At 69.5% G+C, this 14,553-nt stretch carries 11 protein-coding genes, 1 tRNA gene and 2 pseudogenes; 6 read left to right on the forward strand and 8 right to left on the reverse strand.

Annotated elements, in window-relative coordinates; genetic code table 11:
* Positions 1-21 precede the first annotated feature (21 nt).
* From ACRAKF_RS14485 to ACRAKF_RS14500, 4 genes are all read right to left on the reverse strand, one after another.
* Complete coding sequence (locus ACRAKF_RS14485; protein ID WP_447037507.1) at positions 22-1,485, reverse strand: Cys-Gln thioester bond-forming surface protein; 1,464 nt, start codon at positions 1,483-1,485, stop codon at positions 22-24.
* Positions 1,486-1,812: 327 nt separating this feature from the next.
* Positions 1,813-2,271, reverse strand: coding sequence for a single-stranded DNA-binding protein (locus ACRAKF_RS14490; RefSeq protein ID WP_447037509.1), 459 nt, complete (start codon positions 2,269-2,271; stop codon positions 1,813-1,815).
* 168 nt (positions 2,272-2,439) lie between these two features.
* A complete protein-coding gene (locus ACRAKF_RS14495) occupies positions 2,440-4,251 on the reverse strand; it encodes a YfjP family GTPase (RefSeq protein WP_447037510.1) in 1,812 nt (603 codons plus the stop codon).
* Between the two features lie 109 nt (positions 4,252-4,360).
* On the reverse strand, positions 4,361-6,055 hold the full coding sequence (locus ACRAKF_RS14500) for a dynamin family protein (protein ID WP_447037512.1): 1,695 nt from the start codon (positions 6,053-6,055) through the stop codon (positions 4,361-4,363).
* Positions 6,056-6,326: 271 nt separating this feature from the next.
* Here ACRAKF_RS14500 and ACRAKF_RS14505 point away from each other — a divergent pair.
* Together ACRAKF_RS14505 and ACRAKF_RS14510 are read left to right on the forward strand one after the other, a co-directional pair.
* Positions 6,327-6,402: transfer RNA gene (locus ACRAKF_RS14505), tRNA-Arg, on the forward strand.
* 196 nt (positions 6,403-6,598) lie between these two features.
* Positions 6,599-7,016 (forward strand): annotated as a pseudogene (locus tag ACRAKF_RS14510) (IS5/IS1182 family transposase); the annotation flags it as partial.
* A gap of 4 nt (positions 7,017-7,020) precedes the next feature.
* Here the strand turns inward: ACRAKF_RS14510 and ACRAKF_RS14515 are convergent.
* On the reverse strand, positions 7,021-7,455 hold the full coding sequence (locus ACRAKF_RS14515) for a hypothetical protein (protein ID WP_447037513.1): 435 nt from the start codon (positions 7,453-7,455) through the stop codon (positions 7,021-7,023).
* A gap of 602 nt (positions 7,456-8,057) precedes the next feature.
* Between ACRAKF_RS14515 and ACRAKF_RS14520 the strand changes: the two genes are divergently transcribed.
* Together ACRAKF_RS14520 and ACRAKF_RS14525 are read left to right on the forward strand one after the other, a co-directional pair.
* A complete protein-coding gene (locus ACRAKF_RS14520) occupies positions 8,058-8,753 on the forward strand; it encodes a hypothetical protein (RefSeq protein ID WP_447037514.1) in 696 nt (231 codons plus the stop codon).
* Positions 8,750-10,078 (forward strand): 7-cyano-7-deazaguanine synthase, encoded by a 1,329-nt coding sequence (locus ACRAKF_RS14525; RefSeq protein ID WP_447037515.1) that lies wholly within the window; start codon positions 8,750-8,752, stop codon positions 10,076-10,078. Before ACRAKF_RS14520 ends, ACRAKF_RS14525 begins: the two co-directional genes overlap by 4 nt.
* Before the next feature lie 292 nt (positions 10,079-10,370).
* Here the strand turns inward: ACRAKF_RS14525 and ACRAKF_RS14530 are convergent.
* Both ACRAKF_RS14530 and ACRAKF_RS14535 read right to left on the reverse strand, forming a co-directional pair.
* Positions 10,371-10,720, reverse strand: a pseudogene (locus tag ACRAKF_RS14530) (transposase); the annotation flags it as partial.
* Positions 10,721-10,849: 129 nt separating this feature from the next.
* Positions 10,850-11,404, reverse strand: a complete 555-nt coding sequence (locus ACRAKF_RS14535; RefSeq protein WP_447037516.1) for an AAA family ATPase — start codon at positions 11,402-11,404, stop codon at positions 10,850-10,852.
* A 702-nt stretch (positions 11,405-12,106) separates the two neighbouring features.
* Here ACRAKF_RS14535 and ACRAKF_RS14540 point away from each other — a divergent pair.
* On the forward strand, positions 12,107-12,625 hold the full coding sequence (locus ACRAKF_RS14540) for a hypothetical protein (protein WP_447037517.1): 519 nt from the start codon (positions 12,107-12,109) through the stop codon (positions 12,623-12,625).
* Between the two features lie 509 nt (positions 12,626-13,134).
* Here the strand turns inward: ACRAKF_RS14540 and ACRAKF_RS14545 are convergent.
* Complete coding sequence (locus ACRAKF_RS14545; protein WP_447037518.1) at positions 13,135-13,683, reverse strand: hypothetical protein; 549 nt, start codon at positions 13,681-13,683, stop codon at positions 13,135-13,137.
* 251 nt (positions 13,684-13,934) lie between these two features.
* On the opposite strand from ACRAKF_RS14545, the gene ACRAKF_RS14550 reads away from it, so the two are divergent.
* Positions 13,935-14,363 (forward strand): VOC family protein, encoded by a 429-nt coding sequence (locus tag ACRAKF_RS14550; protein ID WP_447037519.1) that lies wholly within the window; start codon positions 13,935-13,937, stop codon positions 14,361-14,363.
* Positions 14,364-14,553: the final 190 nt, after the last annotated feature.

Consider the following 14,553-nt stretch of genomic DNA (forward strand, 5'->3'; position numbering starts at 1 on the left):
GGCGTTCTTCCGTACTGCCGTCTACCGCTCGGTGGGGGTGCGCTCGGTGGGGGTCCGCTCGGTCGGGTCCTTCTTCTTGCGGAGGAAGAAGACCGCCGCGCCGCCGAAGACGACGAAGACCACCGCGATGCCGGCGATCAGCGGCGTGCTGCTGGAGCTGCCGGTCTCGGCCAGGTCGCCGCCGCCCGTGGTGCCGCCCGCCGACGCGGGGCTCGGCTCGTTGACCGGATGGGACTTGCTGTCGATCGCGGTGCCCTCGGTCTTGCAGTCGAGCACGCCCTTGAAGCGCTTCTCGAAGCCGCTGGGGCCCTCGATCGTGAAGTCGTAGGCCTGGTCCTCCTGGAGCGGGATCGTCACGGTCCGCGACGTGCCCGCCTCGATCGTGTGCTTGAAGCCCATGAGGCGGAACGTGAAGGGCTTGTCGCCCTTGTTGCTCGCCGTGATGTCCACGCCACCCTTGGCGCAGTTCTTCTCCGCCGAGAGCGCGGGTATCGCGCCCTCGGTGGCCCAGTCGGCCGTCGCCGTGGCCGACACGGTCGACTCGCTGGAGCCCGCGAGGATCTGCGCCTGGCTCCGGGTCCCGGAGGTGAACGCCCGGCCGACCGGCACGGTGGTCGACGCCTGGACGGAGAGCGCGGCCGTGCCGTCCGGGGCGTCCTTCGGCACCTCGAAGTAGAGCCGGGTGCCGTCGCCCGCGGACTTCACGGGCTTGCCGTCCTTGCCGACGATCTTCACGCCGCTCGCCACGGAGTCCGCGGGCGGTGTCACGGTCACCGCCTCCGCGTCGGTCCGCACGGTGACGGGGCCGAGCCGCTCCCCCGCGTGCCCGGAGACGGCCGGCGGCTCTAGCGTCAGCGAGGCCTTCGGCTCGGCGCTGCGGCGCGCGCTCCGCTCCAGGTAGTCGGCGAGCTTCTCGGCCTGCGGGTCGACGGCTTCGACCTTCGCCCCGTCCGAGTACCGCCAGATCGCCACCTGGGTGCCCGCCGCGGCGGTCTGCTCGGTGAGGGACCTCGCGCCGGCCTTCTCGGCGAGCGCCGCGAGGTCGTTCACCTGGGGGTAGGAGTGCTGCAGGATCCAGCGGATCTTCCCCGCGTCGCGGTTGCCGTGCAGCGAGGTGCCGCTCCACGGCGTCTCCTGGTACTCGGCGTCCTTGCGCGTGGGGTTGTGGATGTCCACGCAGTACGTCTGGAGGGTGCCGCCGTTCTCGACGGACATCTCGAAGAGGCCAGCGGGCACCTGCCGGGAGCTGCCGTTCTCACGGATGACGGCCTGGTCGTAGGTCTGCAGTCCGCCCAGCGTGGCGGTCGCCCCGCCCCGGTGCTGCGGTGCCTCTTCCGCGGCGGCCGGGCCGGCGGTGACCAACGCACCCGTGGCGACGAGCCCGGACGCCGCGGCCACCGCGGCGAGGCGGGCGGCGCCTCTGCCACGTAGGGCGCCGCGCACGACGCCGCCCAGGGCGCTCCGTATGGACCACGCAGAAAACACTGAATTCTCCTCCGTGCGGGACCCGTTCAGGACGGTGGGGGATGGTCCCGCCAGCAGATCGAAAGAGGCAGGAACACCTGCCACCTGCGTGGCTTCTCCTGCCAACTGCCCCGTGAGTTACGTTCGGCATCCTAAGGAAACAGCCCACCGTGACCCCCCGTCATACCGTCGGATAACCGATCCGACTCGGAATCGTTATCGCGACTCCCCTCGCGACTTCCCTCGCAACACCCCCTGCGAGCTGGGCTTATCGACAAATCAATGGCAAGCGGAATACCGATGAGCCGCACATCGGCCGCCGGTACCGGACGTCCGGCTGACTGGTCGTCACCCCACTGGCTCCCGCTCTGGCTCCCGCTCCGGCTCCGGCTCCGGCTCCGGCTCCGGACGCTCCCTCGCCGACGCGAGCCCCGTCAGTGACCCGTCGCCCTTGAGCACCCGCCGGAAGGCCGCCGTGCCGCGCGACAGATCGTGGCCGATGGTCTGCGCGTCGATGTCCGCCGACGTCCAGTGCTGGCCGCCCCGCTCCTCGTCGCGGACCTTCAACCGGCCCTGCACGATGACCGGTTCGCCGACCGTGAGCGAGCCCTGCACGTTGGCGCCGAGCGTGCGCCTGGCCCACACCGTGAAGAAGTTCGTGTGTCCGTCGTTCCAGGTGTTCTTCACCGCGTCGAAGTACCGGGCCGTCACCGCGAGCCGGAACCGTGCCACCGGTCCCGACGGCAACTCCCGGTACACCGGCGTCGTCGCCACGTTCCCCACCACCGTGACCGTCGTCTCGTTCATGCGAGCCTCCCCGTGCGTCCGCTGCTGTCTCCGCCGCGCCGTCCGCGGCTGCGTTCTCAGACTGCACCGGCCGGGCCGACCCCGCTGAGGCCTGTGGGCTACCCGCAGGTTGTGGACAACTCCGTCACCCTTGAGGTCTCACACGCGGCCAGGGTCACGGGTCACGGGTCACCAGAGTGGCGCCCGCGTCCCCGTCACCCGCACGTACTGCTCCCGGACCTCCCGGTACCGCAACAGCTCGGCCGCCACCGGATCGAGGACGCGGGCCCGGCCGCACCCGGCGGCCGCCTCCCGCAGCCGCCACTCCGCCTCGTGCCCGTACCGCCTGGCGGGTCCGCGCGCCGCGAAGCGGCTCGTCCACTCCACGCAGGGGCCGCCCAGGATGCCGGTCAGCATCAGGAGCACCGGCACGCCCAGGTTCGGCGTGGCGATGCCGATGACCTGGGCGAGGAGCCAGAGGCCGCCGATCACCTGGAGAAGGCTCATCGCCGCCTGGGTGAGCACCGCGGCGGGCCACCAGTTGGGCCTCGGCGGCCGGCCCGCGGGCACGCCCGCCCGTACCGCCAGGAGGTCAAGCGCCTCGGGCAGCCCTTCGGCGCCGCGCACCGCGGCCTCCCGTACGGCCTGTCCCCAGGGTTGCGGCAGCCCTGACGCCGCCTCGTCGGCCACCGCGCGCACCGCGTGCTCCACGCGCTGGCGGGCCGTCACCTCCTCGACCACGGGGCCCGGAGCGATGGGGGCCGCCGAGCCCTCGGCCGAGCGCCGCGCCTCGTACCACCGCCACAGCCGCAGCCAGGGGTCGCCGCACGCCTTGCCCGCGTTCCTGGCCCAGGCCCGTTCCGCCGCCTCGCCCGCGGTGGCGGCGCCCACGGCCTCCGCGAGGCGGTCGGTGAACTCCTCGCGCGCCTCCTCGCTGAGCCCGATACGCCCCCGGTTACGTCCCGCGGACGCCCCGGCCACGTACACCGGACGCAGTCGTTCCGCCGCGGCGTCCAGGTCCGCCGCGATACGCCGGGCCGCGGCGGACCGCTGCCGGATGAACTGGCCGAGCGACTCGCGCAGTTCCTCCATGCCCTGGCCGGTGAGCGCGGAGAGCGCGAGGACCGTGGCACCCGGTTCGCCGTGCTCGCCGAGCGCCAGGCCGTCCTCGTCCAGGAGCCGTCGCAGGTCGTCGAGGACCTGGTCGGCGGCGTCGCCGGGGAGCCGGTCGATCTGGTTGAGCACCACGAAGGTGACCTCGGCGTGGCCTGCCATGGGGCGGAGATAGCGCTCGTGGAGCATCGCGTCGGCGTACTTCTCCGGGTCGACGACCCAGATGACGGCGTCGACGAGCCCCAGGATGCGGTCGACGTGCTCGCGGTGCTCGGCGGCCGCCGAGTCGTGGTCCGGCAGGTCGATCAGCACGAGCCCCTTGAGCTCGTCGGCGCCGGGCCCCTGGAGCGGGCGGCGGCGCAGCCGCCCCGGGATGCCGAGCCGGTCCAGGAGGCCCGCGGCGCCGTCCGTCCAGCTGCACCCCAGGGGCGCGGCGGTCGTCGGCCTCCGTACGCCGGTGTCGGAGATCATCACTCCGGCGAGGGCGTTGAAGAGCGTCGACTTGCCGCTGCCGGTGGCGCCCGCGATGGCGACGACGGTGTGCCGTCCGGAGAGTTTGCGCCGGGCGTCGGACTCGTCGAGGACACGGCCCGCCTCGGCGAGCGTGCTGGTGTCGAGGCGGGTGCGGGAGAGCACGACGAGTTCCCGCAGGGCGTCGAGCCGCTCGCGCAGCGGTGCCTCGTACGAGGCGGGGGGCTGCGGGGCCGGGGGCTGCTTGGAGGGGGTGTACGCGCGTGCCCCGGTCTCCGCGGGCCGCTGCTGCTGCTCGTCGGTGACACGCCGTGCGATGAGGCCGTCGCCCCAGGCGTCGCCGGAGCCGTCGGCGAACCGGCCGGAACCCCCGGAACCCCCGGAGCCCACCGGACTCCCGGAGCTAACGAAACTCACCGAACTCCCCGGGTTCCTGGAGTTCCCGGAGTTCCCGGAGTTCCCGGAGTTCCCGGAACGCTCGCCCCGCTCTTCGTGCTCTGTGTGATCAGTGACGGTGGTCACCGCGTCACCTTTCCTTCTGCAGTACGGACAGGGCGGCGATCAGTGCGGACTGGGGTTCGGGGCGCACTTCGAGGGCGTCCAGGGGGGCCAGCCGGCGCTCCCGCTCGGTGGCGAGGACCCGTCGCAGGTAGCCGACGAGCAGGTGCGCGCCCCGGTCGCGCAGCCTGACCGCGCTCTGGGCGCCGATGCGCTCGGCGAGCACCTCACCGGCCACGCGGGCCCGGTGCCCGCCGAGGAGGGTGGTGGCGAGCAGCGCGGCGACGGCCTCGGGGTCGGGGAGCGCGTTCCTCTCCAGGCCCTGGAGCCCGCGGACCTCGTCCTCCGCGTACTCCTCCAGGACGCGCCGCCATCTGCGGACGGCCATCCCGATGCGGTGCTCGGCGCTCTCCATCGACGGGTCGCGGTCGGCGAGGCCGGGGACGCCCGCGGCGGGCTCTCGCCGCCAGGCCTCGTCGATGCGCTCGTCGGCGGCGGTCACCGCGCAGAGCAGGAGCGCCTCCAGGCTCTCGCAGATGGCGTCGAGCAGTTCGTCCGCCCGGCAGTCCAGCGGGTAACTGCGCCACCGCTTCAGGGCACCTCCAGCGAGCACGCCCCCGGCCCGCAATCGGCCGTGCACGCGCGCGTGCTCGTTGTCGTACGCCTCGTCGACGGCGGCGGTGAGCCGTAGCGCGGCGGCGTGCTGGGCGGCCACCGCGCCCGCGAGTTCCGGCATACGGGTGTCAAGCGAGCGCAGGACCCCGGATGCCGTACGGGTGATGGCCTGGGCGCGGGCGTCGGGGTCCTGGACCCGGTGCGTGAGCCAGGCGCGCAGGGGTGCGACGGCGGTGGCGGGGAGGAGTCCGCCGCCGCCGGCGGACTCGGGCAGCTCGGGCACCGTGAAGCGCGGCACGTCGCCGAGGCCCGCCTTGGTCAGGAGCGCCGCGTACTGCCGTGACACCTCGGTCACCACCTGGTGGGGCACGCGGTCCAGGACCGTGACCAGGGTGGCGTCGTGCTCCTTGGCGGTGCGGAGCAGGTGCCAGGGCACCGCGTCGGCGTAGCGCGACGCGGTGGTCACCATCACCCATACGTCGGCGGCGGAGATCAGCTCGGCGGCCAGTACGCGGTTGTTCGCGAGGAGGGAGTCGATGTCGGGTGCGTCAAGGAGGGCGAGCCCGCGCGGCAGGCTCTGCGCCGTCTCGATGCGCAGAGCGCGCTCGCCCTCGGTCCCCAGGGCCAGCACGGGGTCGTCCTCGTCGTCCCCCTCGTCACCGTTGTCCCCGCTTTCCATGGGGTCCGGCTGGGGCATCCACACGCGCGCGAGGTCGGGCAGGACGCGCATCCCCGCGAACCAGAGGTGGTCGTCCGGATGACAGACCAGCACCGGTGTACGTGTCGTGGGCCGCAGCACGCCCGCCTCGCTGACCCGCCGTCCGACCAGGGAGTTCACCAGTGTGGACTTACCGGCACCGGTGGAACCGCCGATGACGGCGAGCAGGGGCGCTTCGGGTGCCTTGAGCCGGGGCACCAGATAGTCATCGAGCTGCGCGAGCAGCTCGTCCCGGTTGGCACGCGCGCGTGGCGCCCCCGGAAGGGGGAGCGGAAAGCGTGCGGCGGCGACACGCTCGCGCAGGGCGGAGAGTGCGTCAAGCAATTGAGGCCGTACGTCCAAAGTCACCACATGTGAAGAATGCCCAATTTTGGCAGCTTTCTGAAGCATATGGGTCGCTCTGCGCGCGCCGATCGGACACGAGAGAGGGAAGCGGCGGCCGGGACGGAGGCATAACGAGTGCACAACACCCGTGACGCGAGACGCCAAAAGCGGTGCGAGATTCGCACTCGCCTGCGATTATCAGGACCGCTTCACTGAACCTCCACATCGTGGCGCGGAGGCGGAGCACCAGGGACACGGACCCACAACCCCTATCCTTGTCCCCGGCAAGGTCACGGATGCCCCCCACATCCGCCCCTTCGCCACCCGGCCACATCCGGCCCCCGTAGCTCAGTGGATAGAGCAGGCGCCTTCTAAGCGCTTGGCCGCAGGTTCGAGTCCTGCCGGGGGCGCCACGTTTTCGCAGGTCAAACGCTACTTCTAGCCGTCGCAAGTCGGTACCCGCCCCTCCGCAGGACGAGTCCGTGAGGGCAGCGCCTGGTCCGCGCGAACTCGCCTCCGCCCACGGTTGTTCGCTCGCACAGTTGTTCGCTCACGGTTGCCGCCAGTCGTGCCGACGGACGTGACGCACAGCCGGACCGACGGAGCCGAGACTGTACCCAGTCCAAGCCGGTCCTGGAGAAGATCCGAGTGCCCAGGCCGGGCCTGGGACGACCACGCAAGAAGCCCGACAGCCTCGCGGCCGACAGGGCCTACAGGGCCTACAGGGCCTACAGGGCCTACAGGGCCTACAGCAACGGCCCCGTTCGCGAGTACCTGCGACGGCGGGGAATCCGCCACACCATCCCGGGGAAGACCGACAGCCAGGCGGCCCGCCTGCGCAAAGGCGCCCGCGGTGGACGGCCGCCCGGCTTCGACGAGGACCGCTACAAGAAGCGCAACACCGTCGAGCGGGCGATCAATCGCCTGAAGCAGTCCCGGGCGGTCGGCCACTCGCTACGACAAGCGCGGTTACGTCTTCCTCGGCACCGCCACCGCGGCGGCCGTCGCGGTCCGGCTTCGGGCATGAACTGCTACGCGACCCAGCAGTAGACGCCCTGGTTCTGGCGCCGGGCGCTGCTGACGAGAGCAGCGAGATCGCCCACGATCTCGTCGGCGATCTCCGTGCCGATGACCTCGCCGTCCTCCGCACGCAGCAGGGTCCACGAGGCGGCGACGTCGCGCAATCTGGCGTGCTCGGCGTCCGCGAGCGCTGCGGACAGGCCAGGTGAGAGCGCGAAGACGACGCACCCGTCATTGTCCTGGCCGGCGACGACGCGAGGCTCACCGGCTTCTACCAGTTCCTCGAAGCTGCCGCCGGCCAAAAGGCATTCCCACTCCAGCACGGCTTCTTCGGGATCGAAGTTGCCGAAGGAGAGCGACTCGAATGCCGGTCCCGGCCCAGACTGGAGGGCCAGGCTCGCTGACGTGTCGTCCGGCGCCACGAAGAACTTCACGATGATGCTCACCCGGGCATCATGACAGCCATGATCGGCCGGACAAGTCCCAGGAGAGCTACGAGTACCGCCGCGAAGGGAAGCAGATGCACAGCCACCAGCCCGTACCCGCCAAGCCATGGCGCGACCGGAGTAACTCACTCGGCTACATCCAAGGCGGTACGGCGGCCCAGGCAGCCCTGCTCCAACAGGTGCTGCTACGTCTAGCCGGCCTCGGTGGCACCATCGCCACGGATTGAGGGGGCAGTCACTCAGGACGTTCTTCCCGGGCGCCCGACACAGGCAGCTTCCGGCCTTCGAGGCCCTGAACCCGTGCTCGGCCAGCAATGGACTGTCGACAGCAAGCAAGTTTGGCCGAGTCGCGCCCTACCGTCGCCAAGTCCCCTCCTGCTCCCCTGGGTCAAGGAGTCGGCGGCTGCGCGCTGGGGACAGCCATGCCGATCCGTCAGGGGGGATGCCTGGTGGGTACGTCATCACGATGGCTGGGGCCTGGGGGAAGCCCTGGGACTACGGCAGGTGATTGGAGCCGGGTCAGCAGGCGACTGTCGTCTTGGCGTTCCGATTGGACTGACGCCCCGGAGAAGCTGGACGGGATCTCCGAAGACTACCTGGCGGTGCTACACCGGACCTTGCGCGAGGACCCTTCGGCCTTTGGTCTGCACGACGCGGCCTTCGCGGCAGGCGAACGGCTGACCTCCATCATGGACGCCCTGCCACTCGCCCCGGACACCGATCCGACCGGCGACGGCGACGTTCCGTGGGACTACCCCGAGGACGGGGGTGGCCCTGAAGGCTTCGTGGCCCGCTTCACGGCGGCCGTGGGCGGTGAGGGCGGCACGATTGCCGACGCAACCGTACGACGAGCGGCCGCGGCAACCGCAGACCGCATCAGCAAGTTACACCCAGAGGCTGTCGCCCCCGGTGGCTCCGGATGGTCCGGCGACCTGCTCTGTCTGCTCTACCAGTGGTTCTTCGCGGACGTCGTGGCCGAGTTCCTGCGTGCCGTCATCGCCGAGAAGGTCAAGCTCATCGTTCCGGTGCTACCCCTGGCCGACCCGGAGGACCACATCGCGGGCTGGGTCTCCGAACGGGTACTACACCTGCTGCCCAACCCATGCGCGGAGGCCCAGCGCCTCACTGACGCGGCACAGCAAGCCGAGGGCATGGTCACGGCCCTGGAAGACCCGACAATCGGCGCCCTGGTGCAGGTCGCGCGTGGCCTGGTCCCGCGAGCGGTCGGCGTGGCGCTCGGTCTCCTTCCCGGCACGGACGCCGGGCCGGACAGCAGTGAGGAGGCACCCGCCGCATGATGTCCCCAGCACCGGTCCACTACTCCTGGCTCCCCCACCCGGGCGTCGATCCGCCAGAGACTCCCTGGCAGCCGCTGACCGATGCCCTCTACTGGGAATCCCCGGTACGCGCCCCCGACCATCGCCAGCTCCTCGCCCCCGCCCCGGACTGGGCGGACGACCTCCAGCGAGTGGCCCGTGCTGTCTTCGCCGCGGATCGCTGCACTTCCAGGGAAGCAGCGTTCGACCGCTGGACCCGCCATATTCGTCTCTCTCTGCCGGTAACCAATCCCACTGCCTGGAACCGTGCACTCCAGCACCTCACCGCACTGCTCGCGACGGTGACAGGTGATCGCTGGGACATCGAATTCCGGCCCTTCGACGCCACCGGGTCGGCACGACCCCGCCCCCTGCCCTTCGGCCCCGAGGACTACGCGCGCGAAGTGGCCCTCTTCTCCGGAGGCCTCGATTCCCTGGGCTGGGCGGCCCAGCGCGCCACCGTCCACAGCCCGCACGCCATGCTCCTGGTCACCTTCGAGGAACGGAACTTCGAGTCCGTGCAAGACGCGGTGTACAAAGCGGTGCACCAGCAACGCGAGCGCCCGCTGCGCCGACTTGAACAGAGTCAGACGGTACGCAAGCCGAACGGGGCCAAGTTCAAGCTGGAACGCTCCACCCGTTCACGCGGTCTGCTGTACGCGGCCACAGCCGTCCATGCCGCCGCGGCCGAGCATGTCCCCGTCGTCCACATTCCCGAGAACGGGCAACTCGCCCTCAATCCGCCGCTGTCCGCTGCCCGCGCCGGCGCCTGCTCCACTCGCTCGGTGCACCCATGGACGCTGCACCACCTCAACCAAATCATCGAGGAGATAGCCCAGACGCCGGAACTTGCGGTTCGGGTCGTGAACCCCTTCGCCACGCTCACGAAGGGCGAGGTATGCGCGGCGGCGCGGGACACCGGCCTGCCCCAGGAAGCCCTGGAGGCCACGCTGAGCTGCGGCGCACCCCCTGCCCACCAGCCCAACCAATCATCCCTCGCCCACTGCGGGCTCTGCTTCCCGTGTCTTGTCCGCCGCTCCGGGCTGCTGCACGCGTACGGCGAGGACCGTACCCCCTACTTCGCCGATCCTTGGGACCCGTCCCTGTCCCCGGACCAAGCCCAGCACTGGCGGGCTCTGCAGCGTTGGCTGGACAGACCGTGCACAGTGCTCGACCTGGTGGCCGACGCCCCTCTGCCGCCCGACACTCATCCGGCAAGACTACTGAAGGTCGTGGAGCGGGGGCGGGCAGAGCTGCGGGCGCTGGTCGCCTCGTCATCGGGACGGCGTGGGCGGCGTACCGCCTGACCACGGGTAGTTGACTGACGATCAGGCGCCTGTGTTACTCGGGCCACCGCGCCTGTGGCAGCAGCACGACGACAGTGCCACTGAGCGCGGCCAAGACCGGGGAAACGAACTCTCCAGACACTCCCGCCCAGGTGAACAACACCGCCAGCGCAGCGAGCACGAACCTCGGGGTCGGCGCCATCACCCGCAGCATGCGCATCAGCGGCTGCGCAGTAGCCGCCGAGCCCTTCCTGTACATACGCCGTGAACATCCGGGCATCGCGCTCCCGTCGTGCTCGGCCTACCGGGTCGCTGCTGCGAACCGCGTGACGTGCCAGACGTTCCGGTGGTCGCAGGCGACGGCGAGGACGTAGCCGAGCTGCCGTTGCTCCAGGGCGGCCCGCAGGTGCGGGTTGCTCCGTCCGGCGGTGCCGGTGTACTGGCGCTGGGCCCCGACCGTGGCGGTGCCCTTCTTGTGATCGCCGGTCTCATCCACGACCAGCACCGCGTCGTCGTCCTGCAGTTGCTCGATGACGAAGCCATGGAGGTCGTCGCGGACCGCCAGCAGTTCTTGCGCGGAAGGTCCGACCACAGGCCAAGGACGGGCTCCCGTGCCCGGCGCCGCGGTTCCGCCCGCGCGAACCGTGGCGCGATGCGGCCCATCATGGCCTCGAACACGTCCTGCCAACGGGCAGGATCTATGCTGTGACCTGCGGCCCCGACTGTTCTTCTGTCTTCACACACTGATTCACCGGTGGCCGTGCCCGTTCCCGGACCAGCTCGCCCACACGATCATGATCTGCAGGCGACGTGGGGCCCGGCCCAACCGGTGGCGGCCACTACCTCCCGCGCGATGTCCACGACGAGCCGTCCGTCCGTCGCCACTCGCACGGTCTCTGCGGGGGCCCGCTGGTCCAGGAGCCGTGCCTTGCGGACACTTCCTTCCAGCTCCTGCTCCAGCTCTGAGCCGAGTTCCCGGCCCACCAGCCTCTCGCGGGCGGTGGCGTCGGAGGCGGTGAGCAGGACTCGTATGATCCCCACTCCGGCCCCCATGGCACGTTCGAACATGCCTGTTGCCTCAGGCATCACACTCATGGTGTTCGTATAGATCAGGCGTCGGTAGCCACGCTGGGCGAAGTTCGCCCACACGGCAGTCAGATTGCTCTCGGTGATCTCCGCGCGGTGTGGGTCCCCCTCGGGTGCCGGATGCACCTGCCCCATGAAGTCACCATCGATGATCGCGTGAGAGACCACTTCGGTGCGCAGCAGCGCCGAAACCTCCCACCCCACCGTCGTCTTGCCGACACCAGCCCGTCCCCCGATGAGCAGTACTTCTGCGTGATCCATGGGGGCAGCGTGCAGCGGGCAACCACCTCACGCGATCCGATATCGATCCGGCCGCCTGATCTCAGCCCGCCCACAAGATCACGATCTACGGCTGGAGTGCTAAGCGCTTGGCCGCAGGTTCGAGTCCTGCCGGGGGCGCACTTCATACAGGGCAAAGCCCGCTTTCAGCCCTTCGCGTCGCTCGCGGGGGGCTTCCTCGTTGCCTGCGAGCCCGTTTTGCCAGGGCGCATCCGGACTCACCCCTTCGAGGCGGCATCACACCTCGCCGACGCCACGGGCGAAATGCCGCTGTGCGTGAATATCTGGGCCACCTGAGAGAGACGAGAGTGACGAGGAGATATCGCACGCACCGCTGATCGTCGATACTGCCGGCGAGCAGGACACTCGAAGGGTAAATATCCCCGTCAGGCGAGTCCAGGCGCAGGTGTCCTAGATCAAGTACAACCCTTGCAGTAGATGCCACCCATCTGACATGCCTCGGGTAATGATGAGGAGAGCGTGACGTTCTCATTCCGGCTCATGCCGAGTGCTTCACTGTCGCCAGAAGGAGCCCTCCTGAGTCGAATAAGATCCACCACTTGCAAATGGGTGATCAGGGAGGGCTGTAACGGGGGAAAGATGGCTGATGGCTCGGGTAACGGAACGCCAGCAGGAGGCGGCGACGGGGGGATCCCCCGTAGGCGTCTATGGGAACTTCTCGGGGTGGGGGCAGCGGTCGCCGGCGTGATCATCGGAGTGGTTCAAGTTTGGCCGGATCCTCCTTTCACGCTCAAAGATTGGGCTAAGGAGGCAAACACGACCTGTGCTCAAACAATGGGAGAAGTGGATGACGTGGCAAGGGATGCCAATGATGCCGTTGCCGCGTTGGATGCCGGGTATGCGGAAGGAACCGCAATGCCGGAGGATTTCGTCTACGTCGGCAACCTGTTGTACAAGATGGCCGGCCTCCAGAACAGGCAGGCGGGGGATCTCGGTGGCATTCGTTCACCCAGCTCGAAATCCGGCGAGACGGGCTCGATAGTCGATGACATGCGGGCAGCCAACCGTACGCTTTACCAGGCGGCGGAAAAATTGCGGCATGTGAACGTTGAGGATCCGCAGGAGACAGTCGACAGCTTCGGCGTACTGGTGGATTCGTACAATCAAAAGAATGACGGCAACAATCGCAGCCTGAAGAGCATGGGTGCTCACCACTGTCTGTCGACTGCGGATACGTTGTAGCGATCCGGCGCGGGTCAGTCTCACGGCCGAGTCCCGGCCTCCTGCCGGCATGCACAAGCACGCCGACCGGCCGTACCGCCGTCCTCGAACAAGTGGCGAAGGGGGTGGGTGGAAGCGTTATGGCAGTGGAGGCCGCTGTGCCGCCATCGTCCTCGGCAGGCCGAGAGCCGCGTCACCATGTGGCCGCGTCGCCGCCCTGGTGATCGCCGCCATCGCAGCCGCCGAGGAGCTTCCTCTCTTCACCACCGACCCGGGCGACGGGTACGGCGTACGGCGTACGGCGTACGGCCGGACCAGACCGGCGGAGCCGGTCCTTGCGCAGATCACGTGGCGAGCATCGCTCGGACCTACCTCGGCGTGGGCACGCACCCATGGCCCTGCGCGCTCCGGACGTATCCGAGTCGCCCTACGCCACCGAGGCTCCCAGCGCCGAAGGCTCTGCGTCGGCTCGATGCGGGTCTCCAGCCGCTGGGCTCAGCACGGCAGCACGGCAGCACGGCAGCACGGCGTCACTTCTTGACCGGCGGGCAGGTGCCGGTGTCCTCGCCGATCGAGTTGATCTCGGCGTTGGGGCGCGAGTCGCCCGCGTAGTCGAGCTGGTCCGTGCACTTCGTGTCGGGGTCCTTCGGCGTGCCCGACGCCTCGCCGGACTTCTGGACCGGCGGGCACGTGCCGGTGTCCTCGCCGATGGAGTTGATCTCGGCGTTGGAGCGCGAGTCGCCGGCGTAGTCGAGCTGGTCCGTGCACTTCGTGTCGGACGGCGTCTTCTGGACCGGCGGGCACGTGCCCGTGTCGTCGCCGATGGAGTTGATCTCGGCGTTGGAGCGGGGGTCGCCCGCGTAGTCGAGCTGGTCCGTGCACTTCGTGTCGGACTTGGCGGGCGCGCCCGTCGACTTGCCCTTCGCGGTGTCGGACTTCGGGGTACTCGGGGCCGCCGCCGATGAACTGCTCGCAGAGGGAGAGGAGGAGGTGTCGGAGCTGTCGTTGTTGCATGCCGTCAGCGCCAGGCTGAGGGCCACCGCGGTCATGGTCAGTACCGAGATCTTCCGAGTGCGCATGCTGATGTCTCTGTCCTCTGTGTGGGGCTGCCGCTCGTGGGGAGCGGGCGGTCGGGTGAGAGCCGGCACGGCTGTTCGTCCGTGTGGCTTTCTGTCCTCCCAGACGGTCGCTGTGGTTGCCTGAGTTTCACCATGATCGTGTTCAGGACACGTTCGTGACATGACAGTGGCCGGGCCGTTAAGTCGGCATCGGGCGGGGTGCTGCCGGAAAGAGAGTGCTGGTGAGCAGCATGCGCCGCTATTTTGTGCCGATGACGTCGATCAAGAAGTTCCAAGTCACCTTCGACTGCGCGGAACCCGAGCGCCTCGCGCGTTTCTGGTGCGAGGTGCTCGGGTACGTCGTGCCCCCGCCCCCGGAGGGGTTCGCCACGTGGGACGACTTCAAGAACGCGCAGCCACCCGAGCAGCGGGACGCGTGGTTCGCCTGCGGTGACCCCTCCGGCGTGGGCCCGCGGTTGTACTTCCAGCGCGTCCCCGAGGGGAAGGCCGCCAAGAACCGGGTGCATCTCGACGTGCGGGTCGGCACCGGGCTCGTGGGCGAAGAGCGCCTCGCCGCGCTCGAGGCCGAACGGGCGCGACTGGAGCCGCTCGGCGCGATACACGTGCAGACGCTGTATGACGGCAACGATTCGTGCATCCCGATGCTGGACATCGAGGGCAACGAGTTCTGCATCGACTGAGACGCCGCGCGCGTGTCCTCGCCCTGCCAAGGGGTCAGGACCGCTCCCTACAATGAAACCCCCGGTCGATGGGCCCGGGGGTTCCTTGCCGTCCCAGCTGTCCCAGCCTGTTCCGGAGGCGTTTCCTCTCGTGGCCCGGCGCAGACCAGAGAGGTTGCGGAAAAGCTTGAACTGCGCTAGCAGCCACACT

The organism is Streptomyces sp. DSM 118878 (assembly GCF_052936595.1).

Bases quoted from the DNA above. Each gene is read 5' to 3' on its own strand.
- ACRAKF_RS14500 (WP_447037512.1), bottom strand. From the start codon at position 6,055: ATGCTTCAGAAAGCTGCCAAAATTGGGCATTCTTCACATGTGGTGACT.
- ACRAKF_RS14545 (WP_447037518.1), bottom strand. From the start codon at position 13,683: ATGCGCACTCGGAAGATCTCGGTACTGACCATGACCGCGGTGGCCCTC.
- ACRAKF_RS14525 (WP_447037515.1), top strand. From the start codon at position 8,750: ATGATGTCCCCAGCACCGGTCCACTACTCCTGGCTCCCCCACCCGGGC.
- ACRAKF_RS14535 (WP_447037516.1), bottom strand. From the start codon at position 11,404: ATGGATCACGCAGAAGTACTGCTCATCGGGGGACGGGCTGGTGTCGGC.
- ACRAKF_RS14490 (WP_447037509.1), bottom strand. From the start codon at position 2,271: ATGAACGAGACGACGGTCACGGTGGTGGGGAACGTGGCGACGACGCCG.
- ACRAKF_RS14550 (WP_447037519.1), top strand. From the start codon at position 13,935: ATGACGTCGATCAAGAAGTTCCAAGTCACCTTCGACTGCGCGGAACCC.